Source organism: Streptomyces sp. NPDC028331 (genome assembly GCF_055565775.1).
Genome location: NZ_JBVHTR010000022.1, coordinates 46,366 through 66,527 on the forward strand (window position 1 = coordinate 46,366; position 20,162 = coordinate 66,527).

General features: G+C 72.2%; 18 protein-coding genes. 5 read left to right on the forward strand and 13 right to left on the reverse strand.

Annotated elements, in window-relative coordinates; translation table 11 throughout:
• Positions 1-127: 127 nt before the first annotated feature.
• From ACZ4SW_RS27915 to ACZ4SW_RS27935, 5 genes are all read right to left on the reverse strand, one after another.
• Positions 128-1,036, reverse strand: a complete 909-nt coding sequence (locus ACZ4SW_RS27915; protein ID WP_468251111.1) for an RNA repair domain-containing protein — start codon at positions 1,034-1,036, stop codon at positions 128-130.
• A gap of 119 nt (positions 1,037-1,155) precedes the next feature.
• Positions 1,156-2,073 (reverse strand): alpha/beta fold hydrolase, encoded by a 918-nt coding sequence (locus ACZ4SW_RS27920; protein WP_468251113.1) that lies wholly within the window; start codon positions 2,071-2,073, stop codon positions 1,156-1,158.
• 349 nt (positions 2,074-2,422) lie between these two features.
• Positions 2,423-4,039, reverse strand: coding sequence for a hypothetical protein (locus tag ACZ4SW_RS27925; protein WP_468251115.1), 1,617 nt, complete (start codon positions 4,037-4,039; stop codon positions 2,423-2,425).
• A gap of 258 nt (positions 4,040-4,297) precedes the next feature.
• Complete coding sequence (locus tag ACZ4SW_RS27930) at positions 4,298-6,007, reverse strand: MFS transporter (RefSeq protein ID WP_468251117.1); 1,710 nt, start codon at positions 6,005-6,007, stop codon at positions 4,298-4,300.
• 507 nt (positions 6,008-6,514) lie between these two features.
• Positions 6,515-7,717, reverse strand: a complete 1,203-nt coding sequence (locus tag ACZ4SW_RS27935; RefSeq protein ID WP_468251119.1) for a cytochrome P450 family protein — start codon at positions 7,715-7,717, stop codon at positions 6,515-6,517.
• Positions 7,718-7,997: 280 nt separating this feature from the next.
• Between ACZ4SW_RS27935 and ACZ4SW_RS27940 the strand changes: the two genes are divergently transcribed.
• Genes ACZ4SW_RS27940 through ACZ4SW_RS27960 form a run of 5 tightly spaced genes read left to right on the forward strand, consistent with a single transcriptional unit; the run spans position 7,998 to position 13,527 of the window.
• Positions 7,998-9,014: a GlxA family transcriptional regulator gene (locus ACZ4SW_RS27940; RefSeq protein ID WP_468251120.1), complete on the forward strand. Its 1,017-nt coding sequence runs from the start codon at positions 7,998-8,000 to the stop codon at positions 9,012-9,014.
• Positions 9,011-10,861, forward strand: a complete 1,851-nt coding sequence (locus ACZ4SW_RS27945) for a thiamine pyrophosphate-binding protein (RefSeq protein ID WP_468251122.1) — start codon at positions 9,011-9,013, stop codon at positions 10,859-10,861. The genes ACZ4SW_RS27940 and ACZ4SW_RS27945 overlap by 4 nt, the downstream gene beginning before the upstream one ends.
• Positions 10,836-11,486, forward strand: coding sequence for an SRPBCC family protein (locus ACZ4SW_RS27950; RefSeq protein WP_468251124.1), 651 nt, complete (start codon positions 10,836-10,838; stop codon positions 11,484-11,486). The genes ACZ4SW_RS27945 and ACZ4SW_RS27950 overlap by 26 nt, the downstream gene beginning before the upstream one ends.
• Positions 11,483-12,499 (forward strand): 3-oxoacyl-ACP synthase III family protein, encoded by a 1,017-nt coding sequence (locus ACZ4SW_RS27955; protein WP_468251126.1) that lies wholly within the window; start codon positions 11,483-11,485, stop codon positions 12,497-12,499. Before ACZ4SW_RS27950 ends, ACZ4SW_RS27955 begins: the two co-directional genes overlap by 4 nt.
• A 5-nt stretch (positions 12,500-12,504) precedes the next feature.
• Positions 12,505-13,527, forward strand: a complete 1,023-nt coding sequence (locus ACZ4SW_RS27960; protein ID WP_468251128.1) for an aminotransferase class I/II-fold pyridoxal phosphate-dependent enzyme — start codon at positions 12,505-12,507, stop codon at positions 13,525-13,527.
• Between the two features lie 104 nt (positions 13,528-13,631).
• Here ACZ4SW_RS27960 and ACZ4SW_RS27965 read toward each other — a convergent pair whose 3' ends face one another.
• The 8 genes from ACZ4SW_RS27965 to ACZ4SW_RS28000 are packed head-to-tail and all read right to left on the reverse strand — an operon-like array spanning position 13,632 to position 20,144.
• Complete coding sequence (locus tag ACZ4SW_RS27965) at positions 13,632-14,357, reverse strand: FadR/GntR family transcriptional regulator (protein WP_468251130.1); 726 nt, start codon at positions 14,355-14,357, stop codon at positions 13,632-13,634.
• The gene (locus tag ACZ4SW_RS27970; RefSeq protein ID WP_468251132.1) at positions 14,332-15,381 is read right to left on the reverse strand and encodes an aldo/keto reductase; all 1,050 of its coding nucleotides are present in this window, start codon (positions 15,379-15,381) and stop codon (positions 14,332-14,334) included. Before ACZ4SW_RS27970 ends, ACZ4SW_RS27965 begins: the two co-directional genes overlap by 26 nt.
• A 42-nt stretch (positions 15,382-15,423) precedes the next feature.
• Complete coding sequence (locus ACZ4SW_RS27975) at positions 15,424-15,702, reverse strand: hypothetical protein (RefSeq protein WP_468251134.1); 279 nt, start codon at positions 15,700-15,702, stop codon at positions 15,424-15,426.
• On the reverse strand, positions 15,699-16,460 hold the full coding sequence (locus ACZ4SW_RS27980; protein WP_468251136.1) for an SDR family oxidoreductase: 762 nt from the start codon (positions 16,458-16,460) through the stop codon (positions 15,699-15,701). The genes ACZ4SW_RS27975 and ACZ4SW_RS27980 overlap by 4 nt, the downstream gene beginning before the upstream one ends.
• 1 nt (position 16,461) lies before the next feature.
• Positions 16,462-17,499: a zinc-dependent alcohol dehydrogenase gene (locus ACZ4SW_RS27985; RefSeq protein ID WP_468251138.1), complete on the reverse strand. Its 1,038-nt coding sequence runs from the start codon at positions 17,497-17,499 to the stop codon at positions 16,462-16,464.
• Entirely contained in the window at positions 17,496-17,933 is a 438-nt protein-coding gene (locus ACZ4SW_RS27990; protein WP_468251140.1) for an RbsD/FucU domain-containing protein, read from the reverse strand. Before ACZ4SW_RS27990 ends, ACZ4SW_RS27985 begins: the two co-directional genes overlap by 4 nt.
• Positions 17,927-18,826 carry an amidohydrolase family protein gene (locus tag ACZ4SW_RS27995; RefSeq protein ID WP_468251142.1) on the reverse strand — a complete coding sequence of 300 codons (900 nt, stop codon included), beginning with the start codon at positions 18,824-18,826 and terminating at the stop codon, positions 17,927-17,929. The genes ACZ4SW_RS27990 and ACZ4SW_RS27995 overlap by 7 nt, the downstream gene beginning before the upstream one ends.
• Positions 18,819-20,144, reverse strand: coding sequence for an L-fuconate dehydratase (locus ACZ4SW_RS28000; RefSeq protein WP_468251144.1), 1,326 nt, complete (start codon positions 20,142-20,144; stop codon positions 18,819-18,821). Before ACZ4SW_RS28000 ends, ACZ4SW_RS27995 begins: the two co-directional genes overlap by 8 nt.
• Between the last annotated feature and the right edge of the window lie 18 nt (positions 20,145-20,162).

Sequence of the window (20,162 nt, forward strand, 5' to 3'; positions counted from 1 at the left end):
CCCACCTCGCCGCTCGCGGGGACGGCGAGAGAACGAGCACGCCCCCCCCCCCCCCCCCCCCCCCCCCCCCCCCCCCCCCCCCCCCCCCCCCCCCCCCCCGCCGCCCCTGTGACGCCTGGCCGTGACCTCACCTGTCGGTGATCTCGGAGAGCCATGCCGTGTCCTCCGGGCCCGGCGCTTCGATGCCCGGAGCGGGCAGGGGCAGCCAACGGACCACGCCCGTGCGCAGGGCGACCGTGGCCCGTGGCCGCATCGGCCCGTCACCCTTGCGCGAGAGCAGGACGAGCTCCCAGACCGTCGCCGTCATGGCGTCGAGCCGGGTGGCGCAGTCGGCGGTGACTCGCCGCGGATCCCGGGTCCGGCCCAGGGACAGATGCGGGGTGAAGCTCTCTGCGGGCCCACGACAGCGCGGGAACCGCTGCCGCAGCACGCGGTGCAGGTCCGCCCACGGCGCCCTGCCGGCCGCCGTCGGGTCGAGCCACACGGTGGAGTACGCCCTGTGCCGGAAGGTGCGTACCCCGTCCAGCCTGGCGGTGAAAACCGGCGTCTCGGCCGTCGCCGCGCTCAGCAGCGGGGCGGCCCGCTCGAAGTCGGACTCCGGCACGAAGCCGAAGAGGACATTGACGTGCGGCGGCCAGCGGAGGATCTGCGGGTCGTAATCCCGGCGGATGTCCTGGATCGGCGGCCACAGCTCCGCGGGCGGGATCCAGGCCACCGCCGTGCGGGCTGTCGGGGACACGTCCAGGACGCCGACGGGTGCGCCGCTGCCGAGGTCCGGGTCCGCTCGCGGGCCCCGCACCCGGCCGGCTCCCGACGCGTCGACGCGGTCCACACCCGTGGCCCGGTCCCAGAGCACCTCGCCGTCCGCCTCGATGAACGCCACCCGGTGCCACGGGATGTCGCCCCCGGGTACGAAGCACGGGAGCCGGACACGTTTGACCGCGCCCCCGCGCTGGCTGATGCCCAGCACGAACCGGCCCGGGTCGAACCGCGGGTCCCAGCGGATCCGGTGATAGATCTCGTCGCTGGTTCGCATCCCGCCTCCTCTCCCGCCGTCACACCCTCTCCTCCTCCAGGGTGCCGCTCACCCGGGGTGTGAACCCGGCTCCGTCCGCCCGACGGGGACGGCGGGTGGGAACCGGGGCCGTGACGGAGTCACCGGGATGCCGCGATCGATGCCGCCGTGAGTCCGTCCACGGCCGTCGCGATCGCCTCGGGGCTGGAGATCATCGTCAGGTGCCGGGCGCCCGGGATGAGGGTCGCCGGCGGTGCGCCGATGCGCCGGGCGGTCTCCTGCGGAGTCTGCCGGGTGAACACGTCGTCCTGGGCGCCGAACACCACCGACTTGGGCAGGCCTACCCCGGCGAGCCGCGCCACCCGGTCCGCGGGCAGGCCCGGCACCCCCGCGGCCAGCATGCTCCAGAGCGCGTTCTCCGCGCCCGGCACCCGGAGCGGGCGTCGCCACCGATCCAGACCGGCGGCGTCCAGGCGCGGACAGGCGGGGCCGCACTGTGCGTCGTACACGCTGCGGATCACCGCGTCGATGCCGAGCCCGATCCGCAGCAGGCTGGTGCGGTAGGGGTCGATCAGCACGTACTTGAAGGCCGGCGGCGGCCCGGCACCCGTGTCCAGGGCGTCACCGTCGAGGAGCATCACACCGCCCAGTCGGCCAGGGGCCCGCAACGCCGCCTCGGTGACCACGGCGGCTCCGCTGGAGTGCCCCACCAGCAGCGGACGCTCGCCCGGACCGCCGAGGTGCATGGCGCCCAGGAAACCCAGGAGCTGCCGCGTGAAATGGTCGACGGTGTACGGGCCGTGGCGCTCGCTGTATCCGTCGCCCGTCAGGTCGAGCGCGTACACCCGGTGGTCGCGGGCGAGCAGCGGGGCGAGCCGCGACCAGGTGTCCACGGATTCGAAGGCGCCGTGCACCAGGACGACGGGCGTGCCCGCCGTACCCCAGGTCTGGTAGCGCGTGCGGATGTCGGCGGCCTGCACGTACCTGAGCCCCCGCGGCGGCGTGGCGCGCCCGGCCGTCACGCCGTTGTAGACGAACGAGGCCGCTGTGACGGCCACCAGCACGACGGCACAGCCCAGCGCGGCACGCCGCAGCCACCGCCGCAGCCGGGAGCGGTGCGGCGGGTGCGCACGCTCGGCAGGGGGCGACGGCGGAGCCGGTGCCGGACGGGCGTTCCCGGCTCCGCCTCCGTCTCCGTTTCGGTCTCCGGCTCCGGCGCCGGTTCGGCGAAGATCAGATGTCACAGCCCACCAGCATCGTCCATGGCACACCCGCGGTCATCCTGCTGCGGGAGCCATCGCGACTACTGCGCCGGGTGCAGGGGAGTGCCGGGCACGGGAGCGTACGGTGCAGCGGAGCGCCGGTCAGGAGCCGTGGGGGCGGGGGACGCGGGGGCGTGCATGGCTGTCAGGAGCCGTAGCGGCGGCCTCCACGGGACTGCTGTGCTGTCGGGGACGGGGAGGCGGACGCGCCGGCCGGCGAGGTGGCCTCGGTGGCGGTGCCCGGACTGGCGCTTGCGGCGGCCGACGGGGTGCCCGGCGACCCGGACGGCGAGGTGCTGGTCGGGGGAGCGGCCGGGGAAGGCGTCCGGCCGGGCGCCGTCAGCACCGCGTCGGTGACCAGGCCGTCCGCGTTCGTGGTGAGGACGACGGGGTCGGCGGCGCCGAGAAGGTGATCGCAGCCCAGGTTGGTGAACGTCTGGTTGGCCCGTGCGGCGAGGAAACCGAAGAGGTTCGGCGCCGTGGCCGGGTCAGGCGAGGGCGCCTTCTGGAAGAGCGCCTTGTCCTTGAAGACGCGCCGGATGCCGGCCGGGTCACGGAAGAGGGTGGTGCAGAAGGCCGCGCCGTCACCGCCGGTGCCGGCCCCGACCGGGGGCATGTCGACTCCGGTGCGGTACGCGTCGGTCTTCGCGACGCTGCTGCGGCCGTCGACGAGCGTCATCGGGTCGTTCTGCGGGACCAGCGCGATCGGCGCCTTCTGGTGGGCCGCGGCGGACAGTTCGTCCAGCGCCAGCGCGGAGGTGGCCCTGCCGTCGCCGGACTGGTCGGGCGCGGTGAACGGCTTGCAGCCGAGGGCGGGGTCCATGAACTGGGTCAGCAACAGGTTGTCGCTGCCGTTGGCCAGGTCCCTGGGGGCCCTGGTGGCCGCCGACCTGACCTTGCCGTTGTGCCGGTGGTGTCGGTCGCCGCGGTTGGTCAGCCGGGCGGCCTTCTTGAGTGCGGCCCTGCTCGCGGCGTTGTTCTGGGCGATACGGCCGTGTGCGTCGGCGAGGTAGTGGGTCACCACGTTGTCGCTTCCGTCCTGGTCCACGACGGAGAAGTCCCGCGTGGTCGGGCAGGGCAAGCCGTCCTTGGCTTTCCCGAGCGCCGGAATCCTCAGGTGCCCCTTGGCGATCTGGGCGTCGGCGGCCCGGAAGAAGGCCGGCGCGTTGCAGTACGCGAACTGGCCGAAGACCGACCCCCGCAGGCCGTTGACGCACTTGCCCTGGGCGAGAGCGTCCGAACGGCCGCTCGCCCGCAAGGTCAGATCAGCGCCGTTGAAACCGAACCAGATGCCCACGGTCGAGCCGCGCGGCACCGAGGGCCGGACGGTGCGCGCGGCCGGTCTCGTTCCCTTGTCGATCACCAGCGGGTTGTAGAGGGTCAGCTTGCCGTTCGGGGTGACGATCGCGGCTTCCACGAACGCCGACTGATCGGGATCGGCCTCGTGGCAGGGCCCCTGCGCCGGATCGGTCGCGACGAGCCTGTACGGCGTGGCCAGGCCACGGGCCGTGAGCGGGTTGTCCGGCACCAGCAGCGTGCAGTCGGGATCGGCTTTGCCGGCCGCCGCGAGCTGCGCGGTGGCCCCCTGGTTCCTGTGCGGGCGCTGCTGATCGCGGCTCTCCGCCGCGAACACCGAACCCGCGACGACGGCGAGAATCACCGGCCCGCCGATCAGCGCGAGCGACACCTTGGACCGCTTCCAGCGTCGGGCGTGCTCCCGCCGCGAAGCACGCGACGACTGTGTCAGGTTCTGGCGGGTCACTGAGCTGCTCCTCACTGTGCGGTCCCTCCGTGGGAGCGACCCACGGTCGCGCGGGCGCACGACGGTCATGACAGTGCGGACCTTCTCGGCGTGACGGAGGGACGGCCAACCCGATCGCCCGGCACGACGGATCCACTCGCGGTACGCGCCGAGCCCACGGGATGTTCAACGGCCGCACCGGTCATTGCCGAACCTTGAAGCAGCCCGGGTGGGGCAGCGCATCGGCTGCCCCACCCGGGCCGGAGGGCGGTCGTGGGATCAGTCGCCGTCCCCGGCGAGGGCCGCCAGTTCACGATCCACGGCGCGCTGGTGCTCCACCGCCTCGTCGCGGGCCTTGCGCGGGCTCCAGCGACCGGCCATGACGAAGACGAACGGCAGGAAGAGCACTTGTCCGGCGACACAGATCAACCACCAGGTGCGCCACTGTTCCGGTCCCTGGGCCGCGGCGCTCTTCACCTGGGATCCGTAGCGTTGCAGCAGCGCCAACTGCGGCTGGGCCTTGCGCACGGTGGCCAGGTCGTCGGCGCCGACCTCGCGCACCGCCTGCGCCGCCAGCGCCGGCGGGACTGCGGTCGGAGGGTACGCCTGGAGTTCCGCGAAGAGCCGTGGGTGCGCGTCGATGATGGCCAGGGCAGGGGCGGCCTGGACACTCGCTGCCTTGACCTGGGCACCGTGCTCGACCAGCGGCGTGGCCGACGTCACCACGACCGGGACGAACGCCGTGGAGATGGCGACCACCGCCCGGATGATCCATCCCCACACGGCCAGACCGGTCGCCGTGGCGGCCGGATTCTGTTTCTCCACGGTTTCGGTGAAGCTCGCCATCCAGGGCGCGTAGGTCACGCCGGTGAGCACGCCGATGGCGACGAACAGCGCGGCAAAGGTGTAGTAACCGGTGTGCGGCTCCGTGGCCTGCAGGGCGAAGAGCGTGGTGACGGCGATCGAGCCGACGGCTCCGACGATCATGAACGGCTTGCGCACCTTCAGCCTGTCGGAGAGCAGCCCCGCCGCCACCAGTGCGATCGCGTTGGCCGCCCAGTACCAGTTGGCCAGCCCATTGGTGCGTTGCTCGCTGTAGCCGAAGGTCGCGGCGAAATAGACGACGAAGTTTCCGACAGCGCCGAAGTAGAGCAGGAGGAAGAGGCTGACAGCGGTGGCCGAGCCGATGATGTCCAGCCGCAGCATCTGCCGCCAGTGGCCCTCGGCCGCCGTCCTCGGATTCATGCCCTTGGCCCGCGCTTCGACCAGCGCACGGTCGCGGAGGCTGACCATGATCTGGTCACGCAGCCGGGGCGACAGCTCGCGCAGCCCCAGCAGTGCCAACACGAAGACGGCGAGCCCGGCCCAGCCGGAGTAGCGCAGCTCGTCCCGCCAGTCGGCGAAGGACAGGGTGCTGCTGGTGACGACGGTGACGACCAGACTCCCGATGACCGGGCCCATGGTCCAGTAGCCCATCGCGGTGGCTCGGCCGAGCTGTGGGGAGAAGTCCCGGATCAGTGCCGGCGTGGCCACCAGCACGATGCCTTCGATGAAGCTGAGGCAGGCGAAGAGCACCAGGTAGGTGCCCTTGTCCGGGGCGTTGGGCAGGCCGAGGAGGCTGAGCAGGGCGGCGATCAGGAGCCCGTAGACCACCATGTTGGCCCGGCCCCAGCGGTCGGCGAGGCCCGCCACGAGCGAGGCGAACGCGCCGACCGCGTTGCCGATGACGGAGACCCACACGAAATAGCCGTAGGTCATGTGGAAGTGCGTGATGATCGACGTGGCGACCGCGTACTGCACGTAGAGGGCGTAGTACAGGACCACGGTGGTCAGCACCACGATCGCCAGGTACGCCACGCGGCGTGAGGTGACGGGGTAGTGGTTCAACTCGCGGCGCCACAACCGGGCGGCGAGGCCGGGAGTTTCCGGCCTGCCGGTGTCGGCTGGTGCGGGATTCGTGTCGTGGGGCGAAGCGGGCATGGCGGTCATGCGGCGGCTCCTGGGTTCGGGCTCGTGGGCCCGGTGCGGTGGGTGCGGACAGTGCACGCCTTGCGGCGCGGCTGGCACGAGCACTGTTCGGCGAGGTGGGCCGAACCCCGGGGTCTCTGTGTCCAGGCGGGGAAGTTGTGCGCCGAGGCTAGTACCGACCAGTCGGTACGTCCTAGGGGTGTGCAGGGGGATGCCGAATCGTGACCTTGCGTCTGGGGAGGTGTGGGGAATCCGGTCACGCCGGGACCGACGGCGTCCGATCAGCGGTGGGTTCGGCGACACCGGTGGACGGCCGGACCGCGCGACGCTGCGGATGCCGCTGCCCCGCGATGCTGCGGATGCCGCTACGTCATCCGTCCAGGCCGGGCGACCCCGTCGGTGTCCGTGGAGGGCGGAACGACGGTCAAGTCCGCCTGGGTGGACGGTTCATCGCGCCGCGGCGGCATCCTCCACGACGGCACCCATGACTCCCGACCGGCACGGACGAGGTGTTCCGCAACCGTGAGGTCAGGACTTCCAGCGCACCGGCAGCCGACGCGGGCCCCGGATGAGCATGCCCGGGCGCCAGGTGAGGGCGGCCGGGTGGGCGTCGAGTGCGAGGTCTGGGCAGCGCTCCAGCAGGGCACGGATCGCGATCCGCGCCTCCATGCGGGCGAGCGGCGCGCCGAGGCAGTAGTGGATGCCGTGTCCGAAGGCGACATGACCGCCCGCGGGTCGCCGGATGTCGAAGCGGCCGGGGTCGGGGAAGCGCGCCGGGTCGTGGTTCGCATCGGCCAGGGCCACCAGGACCAGCTCACCACCGCCGGGGATGACCGTGGTGCCGATCTCGACCGGCTCGGTGGTGAACCTGAACGTCGGCGTCTCCACCGGACCGTCGTAGCGCAGCATCTCCTCCACCGCGTTGTCGATGAGCGTCATGTCCTGACGCAGCGCGGCGAGTTGGTCGGGATGGGTCAGCAGGGCCAGTACGCCGTTGGAGATCAGATTGACCGTGGTCTCGTGCCCCGCGACCAGCAGCAGCCAGGCCGTTCCGCGCAGTTCGTCCGCGGACAGCCGGTCGCCGTCCTCGTCGGTGGTGCGGATCAGGGCGCTCATGAGGTCCTGGCCCGGGGTCCGGCGCTTGTGCTCCAGCAAGTCGGTGAGATATTTGGCGACCTCGTCCGTCGCCGCCAGCCGCGCCGCCGGGTCGGGATCGGTGAGGATCGTGCCGGTCCAGTCGCGGAACGCGGCCCGGTCGAGCATCGGCACGCCGAGCAGCTCGCAGATCACCGAGATCGGAAGCGGGAACGAGAGCGCCTCGACGAGATCGGCCCGCCCCTCCGGAAGCGCCTCCATCGCGTCCAGCAACTCGTCGGTGATCTGCCGCACCCGCGGCGAGAGCTGCTCGATCCGGCGCGGAGTGAACTCGCGGACGACCAGCTTGCGCAGCCGCTCATGGTCCGGCGGATCGGAGTTGAGCATGTGGGGTCCCGCGGACGGACTGGAGAGCGGGAAGGAAGGCGAGGCGTTCTCCCACCGCTTGGACAACCGCGGATCCACCAGCGCGGCCCGCCCGGCCTCGTAGCCGACGACGAGCCAGGCCTCCGCGCCCTCCGGAATCCGCACCCTGTGCACGGGGCCGCGCTCCCGCAGCGCTGCGTAGACCGGGTACGGATCGCGGACGAAGTCCTCGCCCATCGCCACCAGATCGATCACCTCGGCCGCCGCCATCGCCTGCCCCCGTCTCTCGGCTCGCTCCGACGCTAGCAATGGGGGCCGCTTCGGCGAAGGAGGCATTCAGCCGAACCGGGTCGGGACAACCGGCGTCCGGCGGCCGGCGAGGGCGAGCTCGGCGACCGCCGTGACCGACGTGTCGCACCTCCCGTGATCTGTTTCACCCCGCGCTCGCCGGACGCCTTTCGCCCGGTCAGCGCGGTGAGCCCGGCGCGTGGCAGGAATCGTCAACAGCCTGTCATTGTGGACGGTCGCCCGCTGGGAACAGGCTGTGACCATGAGACAACGACGTGTTGTTATCGTGGTCTACCCCGGTGCCCAGACCCTGGACGTCAGCGGACCGCTCGAAGTCTTCGACACGGTGAACCGACTGACGGCCGAGCACGGAAACGCCTACCGTCTGCAGTGCGTCTCCCCTGACGCCCCGTCAGTCGCCACTTCCGCGGGCCTCGTCGTGCAGGCCGGTCCCCTGGAGGCTGCGGAGGGGGCGATCGACACCCTCGTCGTGCCCGGTGGACCGGGCCTCAAAGAGACGTTGACGGATACGTCCTTCGTCACATGGATCAGGCACGCCGCGGCCCGGTCCCGCCGCGTGGCCTCCGTGTGCGGCGGGGCCTTCCTGCTGGCGGAGGCCGGTCTCCTCGACGGACGACGGGCCACCACGCACTGGGCCTTCGGGGAGCAGATGGCGCGTCGCTACCCCGAGGTGACGGTGGATCCCGAGCCGATCTACGTCCGGGACGGTCCCTACATCACCTCCGCGGGGGTGTCCACCGGTATCGACATGGCCCTGGCCCTGGTGGAGGACGACCTCGGGGCGGCCTGCGCCCTGGAGGTGGCGAAGTACCTGGTGCTGTACTTCAAACGGCCCGGCGGCCAGACCCAGTTCAGCATGGTTCTCGACACACAGCTCACCGATCAGGAGCCGATCCGGTCCATTCAGGACTGGATCCAGGACAACCTCCATCGCACGCTGCCCGTGTCGGAACTCGCCGAACGCGCGAACATGAGTCCACGTCACTTCGCCCGGGTCTTCGCGCAAGCGGTCGGGATGACGCCGGGCCACTACGTGCGGCGATTACGCATCGCCCGGGCCCGTCAGCTCCTGGAGGCGACCGATCTGTCGGTACGTCAGATCGCGAGCCGCTGCGGATTCACCGCGATCGAGACGTTCCTGCGCGCGTTCGCCGCCGTCGTCGGCCTCACCCCCGCACAGTACCGGCACCACTTCCAACTGCGGACGCACTCCGGCCCGACCGCCGAGCCGGCCTGGGCGGAACGGAGGTCGGCATGACCTGCCGGATGCGCCTCGTGGACTACGTCGCGGCCGAACTGGAGCGGATCGGCGTCCGGTACGTGTTCGGCGTGGGCGGAGCCAACATCGAGGACCTGTACGAAGCGCTGCACCGTGCCCCCGGCCGCATCCGCGGTGTCGTGGCCAAACACGAGTTCTCCGCGGTCACCATGGCGGACGGGTACGCCCGGGCCACCGCGCGCCTCGGCGTCGTCGCGGCCACGTCGGGGGGCGGTGCGATGAACCTGGTTCCGGGGCTGGCTGAGGCCCACGCCTCGCGCATCCCGGTACTGGCCCTGGTGGGACAGCCGCCCACCTTTCAGGAAGGTCGGGGCGCCTTCCAGGACTCCAGCGGCAAGGCGGGCTCCTTCGACGCGCTGGACGTCTTCGCACCCGTCTCACGCTTCTGCGCCCGAGTGACCGAACCCGACGCGATCCCCGGGCTGCTGGCCCGCGCGATCACCGTGGCACAGACCGAGCCGCGGGGCCCCGCCGTGCTGCTGCTGCCCAAGGACGCCCAGCAGGGGCACCTCGAGGTGCCGGCGGTCACCGGATCCGCGGTGGCCGCGGACACCGGAGCATCCGCGCGTGCCGCGCGAACCCCGGGAACGGGCACGGCGGCGCACACATCCCTCGCGGCCAGGGTCACGGCGGCGCAGCCGGTCGGGGAGCCGCACGCGCCCGCCGCCCCGCGGCCGGATCCCGCCCGTCTGGCCGAGGCGGTCGGTGTGCTGGAGGGAGCCTCCCGCGTCATGGTGATCGCCGGGGAAGGCGCGGCCGGGACGGGGGCGCGCGAGGAACTGGCCGGCCTGGTGCGGCACCTCGGCGCCTGCGTCGCCGTGTCGCCGGACGCCAAGGACGTCTACGACAACCGCAGCCCCCGGTTCGTGGGCGTGGCAGGGGTCATGGGCCATCCCGAGGTCGAGGACTGCCTGCGCCGGGCCGACGCCTGCCTGCTGGTGGGGACGCGCCTGCCCGTCCTGGCGCGGGGGAGACTGGAGTCGCTGCTCACCGGGATACCCGTGGTCTGCGTCGATCCGGAGCCGCCCTTCGTGCCGGGAATCCCCCTGCTCGGGCCGGTGGCCGACACGCTGCGGACGCTGCAGCGCCGTCTGTCACCGCGGCCTGCGGCCTGCCCGGCCCACCGCCCGCCGTCCCTCCTGGGCCTTCCTCCCGGTTCCGGACCGGCCCCCGGCTACACCTCGGCGATCGGCGCGATCGCCGAGGCGCTGCCACAGGACGCCCATGTCTTCGTGGACGCCGGCAACGTGGGGGCCGCCGCCATCCACGCCCTGCCGGCCCCCCGCGACGGTCGCTTCGTCGTGGCGGTGGGCATGGGGGGCATGGGTTACACCTTCGGCGCCGGGACAGGGGCCGCGTTGGCCACGGGCCGCCGGACGTACGTGGTGGCCGGTGACGGGGCGTTCTTCATGCACGGCATGGAGATGCACACCGCCATCGAGTACGACGCGCCGGTCACCTTCGTCATCCTGAACAACAACGCGCACGCCATGTGCGTCATGCGCGAGGAGCTGTTCCAGGGCGGCGCCCGCCCCGAGAACGTCTTCCACCCGACCCGCATAGCGGCCGGAGCGTCGGCCATGTTCCCCAGGCTGCGCGTCGCCTCGGCCGGCGACCCGGCGCAGTTGCGATCCGCGTTGCTGCACAGCAACGACGGCGGTGGGCCGGCCCTGGTCGCCATGGACCTCGACCACCGCGAGACACCACCGTTCCAGCCCTTCCTGACCGCCGCCACAGCCGGTCCGGGTGCCGCCGTCGCGCCCGGACACCGGCCGACCCACGACGAGGAGATGCACACCCATGACCGACCGATCCACGTTGGCTGACATCCCGGGCCTGGTGCGGGTGGAGAACACCAGTCCCGAGGAACTGGCCGCCCGCTGCCTGGAGATGACCTCGGACGCCTACCCGCACCAGCAGGTCTACGGCGAGTACTGCACCATCCAGGAGTACGTCGACTGCCCGCCGGAGGCGACGTACGACTACCTCAGCCGCGGCCACCACCTCGAGGAGTGGACGTGCAGCCTGCGGGGGTTCGAGCCCGCGGGCACACCGGGGCTGTGGGTGGGCCACGACCTGCTGGAGAAGGGCACCCGGATCTACTGCCGGACCGAGGCCCACCCCGGCGCCATGACCGTCGACTACCACTGCGCCTGGGACCAGGGCGACGAGCTGTGGATGGTCTACCTGATGAGGGTGGTTCCGGCCGCCCTCGTCCTCGGCCGCTCCGGATCGGTGATCACCTGGACCAACTGCCGCCACCCGAACTACCGGCGCAACCCTCACCCGGACCTGGCACCGCACCCCGACCGGCGCTGGGTGGGTGAGTACTGGGACCTGTTCTACGCCGGCCACACCATCGAAATGCAGAACCTCAAGGCGATTCTGGAGCACCGGCACCGCAACGGTCTTCGCGTCAGCAGCTCCCCGGCCCAGCAGGTGGCCCGATGACGTCCGTGAGCCTGACCGACGTCTCCGCCTACCTCCCCGGCGAGCCCGTACCCGCCGCCTTCTTCACCGAGCATCCGGCGGCGGAGGACAAGCTGCGCGACAGCCCGATGTTCAAGGTCCCCGCGTCACGCCACCACGTGGCCCCCGACGAGACCAACGCGGACATGATCGAGCGTGCCGTCCAGCCGCTGATCGAACGGCACGGCCGGGCGGCCATCCGCCGCGTCGACGTCCTGCTCGTGCACAGCCAACTGCCGGACCAGCCCTTCGTGGGCGCCGGCACCGAGGTGGCGCGCCGCCTGGGCCTGACGCCCCGGTGGCTGATCGACGTGGCCAACGCGGGCTGTGCCTCCTTCGTGCACATGCTCGACCTCGCCCGGCAGATCCTGCTCGACGGCGACGCCCGCACGGCCCTGATCTGCAACGCGCAGAGCGCCGCGGGCCAGTTGTTCACCCAGTCACAGGTGCGCGGTCTGTCCCAGGCCGCCATCCCGGGCGACGGCTGCGGAGTCGGCTACGTGACGACCTCGGCACACGCCCCGGTCCTCGGGATCGAGAGCCGGCACATCGCCGCCCATGCCGGTGACATGACCATGGTGCGTGCCGACGGGCGCAAGTACTGGGAGGCCGGCGAAGCCCAGGTCCACATCGGGTTCACCGAGACCGGAGTCACCGACGTGCTCGAGCGGGGCAACCGCCTGGTGCCGCAGGTCGTGCGGGACCTGTTCGGTCGCCTGGGAAGGAAGACCACCGACATCGACTCCCTGATCACCAACCAGCCCAACCGCACCTTCTTGCGCAACTGGCGTGACGCCCTGGGCCTGCCCGCCGAACGCCACCCCGACACCTTCGACCGGTGCGGCAACCTCTTCGGCGCCGCGATGCCCGTCACACTCGACGACGCGGTCCGATCCCAGCAGATCAGGGAGGGCGACCTGGTGGTGCTGGCCGGATTCGCCCACGCCGGGGACTACGCCGGTGCCGCCGCGATCCGCTGGGGGCGGGGATGGTGACCGCGGTGCCCCCGTCCCCGCGCCTGCTGGGACTCAACGAGAGCCCTTACCCACCGCTGCCGTCCGTGCGGAAGGCGATCCGGGACACCGCCGACCGGGCCCACCGTTACCCACCGTTCCACCCCGACCGGCTGGCCCGGCGGATCGCCGGCTGGTGCGGTGTGGACGGCGACGCCGTCGCGGTCGGCAGCGGCTCGGTGGGCGTGGCGCTCCAACTCCTCCAGGCCGTGATCCGGCCGGGCGACCGCATGGTGTACGCCTGGCCCGGGTTCGACGCCTATCCGATGCTGGCCACCATGGCGGGCGCCGAGCCGGTTCCCGTACCACTGCTGCCCGACGGGCGACAGAACCTGGCCGCCCTGGCCGGGGCGATCGACGCGACCACCGGCGTCGTGGTGGTCTGCAATCCGCACAACCCGACGGGCAGCCTCGTCACCGCGCCGGAACTCGCGGAGTTCCTCGCCCGCGTACCGGAGCATGTCATCGTGCTGCTGGACGAGGCGTACCTCGAGTTCGTACGCCACCCCGCCCCTCCCGACACTCTCCCCCTGTTGGCCGGTCGGCCGAACCTCCTGCTGCTGCGGACCTTCTCCAAGGCCTACGGACTGGCCGCGCTGCGGGTGGGCTACGGCCTGGGTGATCCCCGACTGGTGGCACGCATACGGGATCAGCAACTGCCCTACGGCATCAACGCCGTGGCCGCCGCCGCGGTCGAGGCGACGTTGGAGGCCGGCGAGGAACTGGCCGCACGCGTGGACGCCGTCGTCACCGAACGGGAACGCCTGCACCGCCGGCTCACGGGGTACGGGCTGCCCGTCCTGCCCAGCCAGGCCAACTTCCTCTGGTTCGCCGACGGGCCCGGCAGCGGTACCGGCACCGGCCGGACGGCGCATGCGCTCGGCACCGCCGGGATCCACATCCGCCACTGGCCCGGGGAGGGCATACGGCTGACGGTGGGCCGTCCGGAGGACGGGGACGCGGTGCTGTCCGTCCTGGCAGCGGCGGGAAAGGAGCGCGTGGACCGATGAGCGGGTGACCTCGGGCATCGACGCACCCAAGGCCGCTCCCCGTGACGTCGCCGTCGCCGCGCTCGCGCGGCCGGACGGCGACGGACGGGAGCGCGGTCCTGGTGTCAGGCGGGTTTCCCGGTGGCCGGAGGGACATCCGGGCTCGCGCTCCTCAGATGTTCCCGCAGCCACTGCTCGGTGTGACTCACGTGCATCAGTGCGGCGGCCTGGCTGAGGGCGGCGTCACGGGTGCACAGGGCATCGAAGATCGCCTCGTGTTCCGCGAGGGTCCTCCCCGCGGCCTGGCCGTCGACCAGGCCGCGCCAGATGCGGGCGCGCAGGGTACGGCCCGAGATGCCCTCCAGCAGGGTGAGCAGCGTTTCGTTGCCCGTGGCCGAGACCACCGCGCGGTGGAACGCCGCGTCGTGCGCGTTGAGCTGTTCGACGTCGTCGCGCGCCGCTCGCATGGCGTCCAGGTGCTGCTTGACCTCGGCCAGCTCGTCGTCGGAGATCCGGGTGGCGGCGAGAGCGGTGGCGACCGGTTCGAGGAGCCGGCGGACCTCCATCAGGTCCAGCAGTGCCGCCGAGTCGCTCTGCAGCAGTTCCACCGCGCCGCCCAGGCCCTCGAGCAGCAGGCTCGGCTGGAGGCTGGTCACATACGTGCCGTCGCCCCGTCTGACCTCGAGCACACGGGCGACCGCGAGTGCTTTGACCGCCTCGCGGGCCAGGTTGCGGGACAGGCCGAGCTGGGCCGCGAGCTCCGGCTCCGGAGGCAGCTTCGAGCCCGGTGGCAGCGCACCGGTGCGGATGAGCTCGCGGATCTGCTCAATGGCCTTGTCCGTCAGAGACAACACGCACCCCTTCCGTCTTCCCCGGAGTGTTCTCCCCGCTGTGTCGCGTGGGGACGTCCGGCCTGATCAGGCCCCGGGTGCGAAGGTCCGCCCAGAGAGCTTCCGGCACGTGCCGACGGTGGAGTTCCACGTTCCGGCGGACCTGCTCCCGATTCCTCATCCCAAGGGTGACATTGATGATACTGGGATGGCTGAAGGGGAAAGCGATCGCGGCGGCGGGCAGGGTGGTGCCGTGACGTTCGCAGACCTCGGCGATGGCCAGGGCACGGGCGACGAATTCCGGCGGGGCGTCCTTGTAGTCGTACTTCATGCCCGGCGTCGGACGGTCCTGGGAGAGCAGACCCGAGTTGAACACGCCGACGGCGACCACGGCCTTGCCGTGCTCCCGTGCGGCGGGCAGCACGTCGTCCAGCGCCGACTGGTCGAGGAGCGTGTAGCGTCCGGCCAGCATCACCACGTCGGCGGCGGTCTCGCGCAGGAAGCGGGCGAGCATGGCCGACTGGTTCATGCCGGCGCCGATCGCGCCGATCACACCCTGGTCGCGCAGGTCCGCGAGCGCGGGTATGGCTTCGTCGGCCGCCTGCTGCCAGTGGTCGTCGGGGTCGTGCACGTAGACGATGTCGAGGCGGTCGAGACCCGTGCGTTCCAGGGTGGCGTCGATGGAGCGGAGCACGCCGTCCCGGCTGAAGTCCCAGCGGCGGCGCAGGTCGTCCCGGACGACGAACCCCTCGCTGTCGACGCCCCGCGGCTGCTCGTTGGGCACGAGCAGCCGGCCCACCTTGGAGGAGACGACGTACTGCCCGCGGGGACGGTCGCGCAGGGCGGCCCCCAGGCGCCGCTCGGACAGGCCGAGCCCGTAGTGCGGCGCGGTGTCGAAGTAACGGATGCCGCTGTCCCAGGCCGCCTCGATCGCGGCGGCCGCGTCCTGGACCGGTGTGACCCGGTAGAGGTTGCCGATGACGGAGGCCCCGAAGCCCAGCTCGGTGACGTCGACGGCGGTGTTCGTGATGTTCCGGTGTCGCAAGACGTGCTCCTCGGGTCCTACGGGTGGGACAGGGGGTGCCGTTCAGCGCCCGACGGCGGCCGGGCCGCCCGCCGCGAGCGCTTCGACCTCGGCGAGCGAGGCCGTGGAGACGTCGCCGGGCGTGGTCATGGGCAGGGCGCCGTGCGCCGCCATCGCCTTCACCGCCTGCTCGGCGGCCGCGGTGCGGAAGGCGACCTCGGCGCACCGGGCCCCGCCCGCCGTGAGCGCGTCGGCGAGCGGACCGGCGTGTGCGACGGACGGAACCGTGAGCACGGGCGGGATCCGGGCGCCGGGCGGCACGGAGGCGAGATCGGCGGTCATCGGCCGAGCCATCCGCCGTCGACGGGCAGGACGGTGCCGTGGACGTAGGCGGCGGCGTCGGAGGCCAGGAACACGGTGGCGCCCGCCAGGTCGTCGGGGGTGCCCCAGCGTCCGGCCGGGATACGGTCCAGGATCGCCTTGCTGCGCACCGGATCGTCCCGCAGCGCCTGGGTGTTGTCGGTGGCGATGTAGCCCGGCGCGATGGCGTTGACGTTGACGCCGTGCGGGGCCCACTCGTTGGCCAGTGCCTTGGTCAGTCCGGCGATGCCGTGCTTGGCGGCGGTGTAGCCGGGGACGGTGATGCCGCCCTGGAAGCTGAGCAGCGACGCCGTGAAGATGATCTTCCCCTGGCCGCGGGCCACCATCGCCGCGCCGACCGCCCGAGTGAGGGCGAACTGTGCGTTGAGGTTGACCTGGAGCACCAACTCCCAGTCGGCGTCGGAGTGTTCGGCGGCCGGTGTCCGGCGGATGGTGCCCGCGTTGTTGACGAGGATGTCCACCGGCCGCCGCCGGCCCGCGAGGTCCGCGCCCAGGGCCCGTACGGCGTCGGGGTCCGCGAAGTCGGTCCGGATCGCCTCGAAGGTGCGCCCCGCGGCGACGACGTCCTTCTCCACCGCGCTGCCGGAGTCCTCCAGCGAGGCGCTGACGCCGATGACGTCCGCGCCGGCCTCGGCCAGCGCACGGGCCATGGCCCGGCCGAGGCCGCGCCGGGCGCCGGTGACGACGGCGAGCCGGCCGGTCAGGTCGAACAGAGGCATCTCAGGCTCCCGTCGTGTCGTTGCCGCAGTCCACCAGGATCTTCATCACGTCGCCGCCCGCCTCCAGCGCCTCGAAGGCCGCGGGCGCCTCGGCGAGCGGCACGACCTTGCTGATCAGCCGGTCGGCGGGGATCGTGCCGTCCGCCACCAGCGCCACCGCCCGCTCGAAGTCCGAGCGGTCGTACAGCCGGGCACCGACGAGGGTGAGTTCGCGCCAGAAGAAGCGGTGCAGGTTCACCTCGCGGGGCCGGGGGTGGATCGCCACCAGACACAGCCTGCCGCGCACGCCCAGGACTTCGACTGCCGTGTCCACGCCGCCCGCCGCGCCGGAGACCTCGAAGGCGACGTCCGCGCCCGCGCCGCCGGTCCACCGCCGGACGAGTTCGGGCACGTCCCCGGCGGCCGGGTCCCAGGCGGTCAGGCCCGACTCCTCGGCGAGCAGGCGCCGGTGGGTGCTCGGCTCGACCACGCGGACCTCGGCACCGGCCGCGCGCGCCACCAGTGCGATGAGCACCCCGACCGGTCCGCCGCCGACCACGACGACCCGCTCGCCCTCCCGCACCTGGGCCCGGCCGACATCGTGCACGGCCACGGCCGTGGGTTCCACGAGTGCGGCCCGGTCCAGGGCCAGGGAGCCGGGCAGCCGGACGAGGGTGGCGGCGGGCACGGTCCAGCGCTGCTGCATCGCGCCCGGCGAGTCGATGCCGATGAAGTCGAGGTTCTGGCAGACGTGCCGGTGCCCGGAGGTGCACGCCGGGCAGGTGCCGTCCCAGCGCAGCGGCATCACGGTCACCGCGTCACCGGGCTGCCAGCCCGCCACGTCCGGGCCGACGCGTACGACGCGGCCGGACATCTCGTGTCCGAGGACGGCGGGCGCGGCGACCCGGGCGTCCATGTCTCCGTGGAAGATGTGCAGGTCGGTGCCGCAGATGCCGACGTAGGCGGGCGCCAGTTCCACCTCGCCGGGGCCGGGGGAGCGGGTCTCGGCGGGCGCCGTGTCCAGGGTGCGGGCGGCCGTGTAGCGGACTGCGAGTGTCATCGTGGGGTCAGGGTCCCTTCAGCGCGGACGCCGATGGTCAGCAGCAGGTTGGCGTACGTACGGATGTCGGCGGTGACGATCGCCAGCGCCAGGTCGGGGGAGCGTGCGGCGTCGTAGAACTCGAAGCGGCCCAGCGTCTGCACCGGGGCGGGCGCCAGCCGGGCGCGGTACTCGGCGATGGCCGGCGGCTCCGGTTCGCCCTCGGGCGGCACCATCACCTGTCCCGACTCCACGGGGACCGCCCGCAGGAGGACGTCGAGCACGGTGGTGACGTCCAGCAGGCCCGGCCTCAGATTGAGGTGGACGGTTCTGGCCCGCTCGCCGGTGGCCGTACTGGCGGGGTAGTGGCCGTCGGCGAGCAGGATGCGGGCCCCGTGGCCGGATCCGGCCAGGGCTTCGAGGATTCCGGGGTGCAGCAGTTCCGTCATCAGCACGGCGTCCCCTCCTTCGTCGGGACAGGCGTCAGGTGGTAGAAGGCCGTCGCGGTGCCGGCGAGCACCGCGTCGATCTCGGTGCCGGAGCATCCGTCCAGGAGGTCCTCGACGGTGGCGGCCCAGCGGTTCCAGCCACCGGCGAGGACGCAGACCGGCCAGTCGGAGCCGAACATCAGCCGGTCGGGGCCGAAGGCGGAGAGCAGGACGTCCCAGGCCGGGCGGATGTCGTCGATGGTCCACTGCCGGTGGTCGGCCTCCGTGACAAGACCCGACACCTTGCAGCGGACCTGGGGATGCGCGGCCAGCGCCCGCACCTGCCGCGCCCAGTCGGTCAGATCCCCCCGTGCGAGAGGGGGCTTGCCCGCATGGTCCAGGACGAGGGGCAGCTCCGGCAGCCTCTCCGCCAGACGGATCGCCTGGGGGAACTGGTGGCTGCGGATCAGCACGTCGTAGGCGAGCCCGCGCTCCCCGACCGCTCGCAACCCCCGTTCGACGTCGACCCGTTGGAGCCAGTGCGGGTCGGACTCGCCCTGCACGAGGTGCCGTACGGCCCGCAGGTACCGGCCGGCGGCCCCCGTCCGCAGGTCGTCGAGGACGTCGCCGATCGCGGGGGACGTCAGGTCCGCCCAGCCGACGACGGCGCCGATCAGCGGGTCGCCGTCGGCCAGGGCGAGGAGGTCGCGTGTCTCGGGGACGGATGCGACGCACTGGACGACCACCGTGCTCGTCAGCCGTCGTCCGGCGATTGTCCGGCTCGCGGCGGAGCGCAGGGCGTGCGAGCTGAAGCTGCGGCGGATCGGTTCGTGCCCGGGTTCGTCCAGCCAGGGCTGCGGCCGGACGTCCAGGTTCCACACGTGGTGGTGGGCGTCTACGAGGCTCTGGGCGTCAGACACGGGCGGTCCAGACGGGTCCGTCGGGGTAGGCGTACTCCTTGAGGGACTCCGGGTGCATCTGCGCGCTCAGTCCGGGGAGTTCCGGCGCCAGGTAGTGACCGCCGGCGATGCGCACCGGGTCGACGAAGTGCTCGTGGAGGTGGTCGACGTACTCGATGACCCGGTCCTCCACGGTGCCGGATACGGCCACGTAGTCGAACATCGACAGGTGCTGCACCATCTCGCACAGACCGACGCCTCCGGCGTGCGGGCACACCGGCACGCCGAACTTCGCGGCGAGCAGCAGGATCGCGATGTTCTCGTTGACGCCGCCGACCCGTGCCGAGTCGATCTGCACGATGTCCACCGCGCCGGCCTGGAGGAGCTGCTTGAAGACGACTCTGTTGGCGACGTGCTCGCCGGTGGCGACCTTGATGGGGCTGACGGCTCTGCGGACCGCGGCGTGACCGAGGATGTCGTCCGGGGAGGTGGGTTCCTCGATCCAGTACGGCCGGTAGGGCGCCAGGGCCTGCATCCAGTCGATCGCGGCCTGGACGTCCCATCTCTGGTTGGCGTCCACGGCGATGCGGATGCCGTCGCCCACCGCCTCGCGGGCGGTGCGCATGCGCCGTACGTCGTCCTCCAGCGACGCACCGACCTTCAGTTTGATCTGGGTGAAGCCGTCGGCGACGGCCTCCCGGGCCAGGCGGGCCAGCTTCTCGTCGGAGTAGCCGAGCCAGCCGGGTGTGGTGGTGTAGGCCGGGTAGCCGCGGTCCAGCAGCCGGGTGACGCGCTCCCGGCGGCCCGGTTCGGCGCGGCGCAGGATCTCCAGGGCCTCCCCGGGGGTGAGGGCGTCGCTGAGCCAGCGGAAGTCGACCTGCGCGACCAGTTCCTCGGGTGACATCTCGCCGAGGAAGCGCCACACGGGCTTGCCCGCACGCTTGGCGGCCAGGTCCCAGGCGGCGTTGACCACCGCGCCGGTGGCCATGTGGATGGCACCCTTCTCCGGTCCCAGCCAGCGCAGTTGGGGATCGTGCACGAGGGAGCGGGAGAACGCGCCGAGGTCGGCGCAGACCTGGTCCACGGAGAGTCCGACCACGTGCGGGGCGAGGGCCGCGATGGCCGCGGCCTGGACGTCGTTGCCGCGGCCGGTGGTGAAGGCCAGGGCGTGCCCCTCCAGTCCGTCGCCGGCGTCGGTGCGCAGGATCACGTAGGCGGCCGAGTAGTCGGGTTCGGGGTTCATCGCGTCCGACCCGTCCAGGTGCTCGGACGTCGGGAACCGCACGTCCAGGACGTCGAGGGCGGTGATACGGGCGGATGCGGACACGGCAGAGGACATGACGGCGACTCCTGTGAG

Bases quoted from the DNA above. Each gene is read 5' to 3' on its own strand.
- ACZ4SW_RS27915 (WP_468251111.1), bottom strand. From the start codon at position 1,036: ATGCGAACCAGCGACGAGATCTATCACCGGATCCGCTGGGACCCGCGG.
- ACZ4SW_RS27930 (WP_468251117.1), bottom strand. From the start codon at position 6,007: ATGACCGCCATGCCCGCTTCGCCCCACGACACGAATCCCGCACCAGCC.
- ACZ4SW_RS27935 (WP_468251119.1), bottom strand. From the start codon at position 7,717: ATGGCGGCGGCCGAGGTGATCGATCTGGTGGCGATGGGCGAGGACTTC.
- ACZ4SW_RS27940 (WP_468251120.1), top strand. From the start codon at position 7,998: ATGAGACAACGACGTGTTGTTATCGTGGTCTACCCCGGTGCCCAGACC.
- ACZ4SW_RS27945 (WP_468251122.1), top strand. From the start codon at position 9,011: ATGACCTGCCGGATGCGCCTCGTGGACTACGTCGCGGCCGAACTGGAG.
- ACZ4SW_RS27950 (WP_468251124.1), top strand. From the start codon at position 10,836: ATGACCGACCGATCCACGTTGGCTGACATCCCGGGCCTGGTGCGGGTG.
- ACZ4SW_RS27955 (WP_468251126.1), top strand. From the start codon at position 11,483: ATGACGTCCGTGAGCCTGACCGACGTCTCCGCCTACCTCCCCGGCGAG.
- ACZ4SW_RS27975 (WP_468251134.1), bottom strand. From the start codon at position 15,702: ATGACCGCCGATCTCGCCTCCGTGCCGCCCGGCGCCCGGATCCCGCCC.
- ACZ4SW_RS27980 (WP_468251136.1), bottom strand. From the start codon at position 16,460: ATGCCTCTGTTCGACCTGACCGGCCGGCTCGCCGTCGTCACCGGCGCC.
- ACZ4SW_RS27985 (WP_468251138.1), bottom strand. From the start codon at position 17,499: ATGACACTCGCAGTCCGCTACACGGCCGCCCGCACCCTGGACACGGCG.
- ACZ4SW_RS28000 (WP_468251144.1), bottom strand. From the start codon at position 20,144: ATGTCCTCTGCCGTGTCCGCATCCGCCCGTATCACCGCCCTCGACGTC.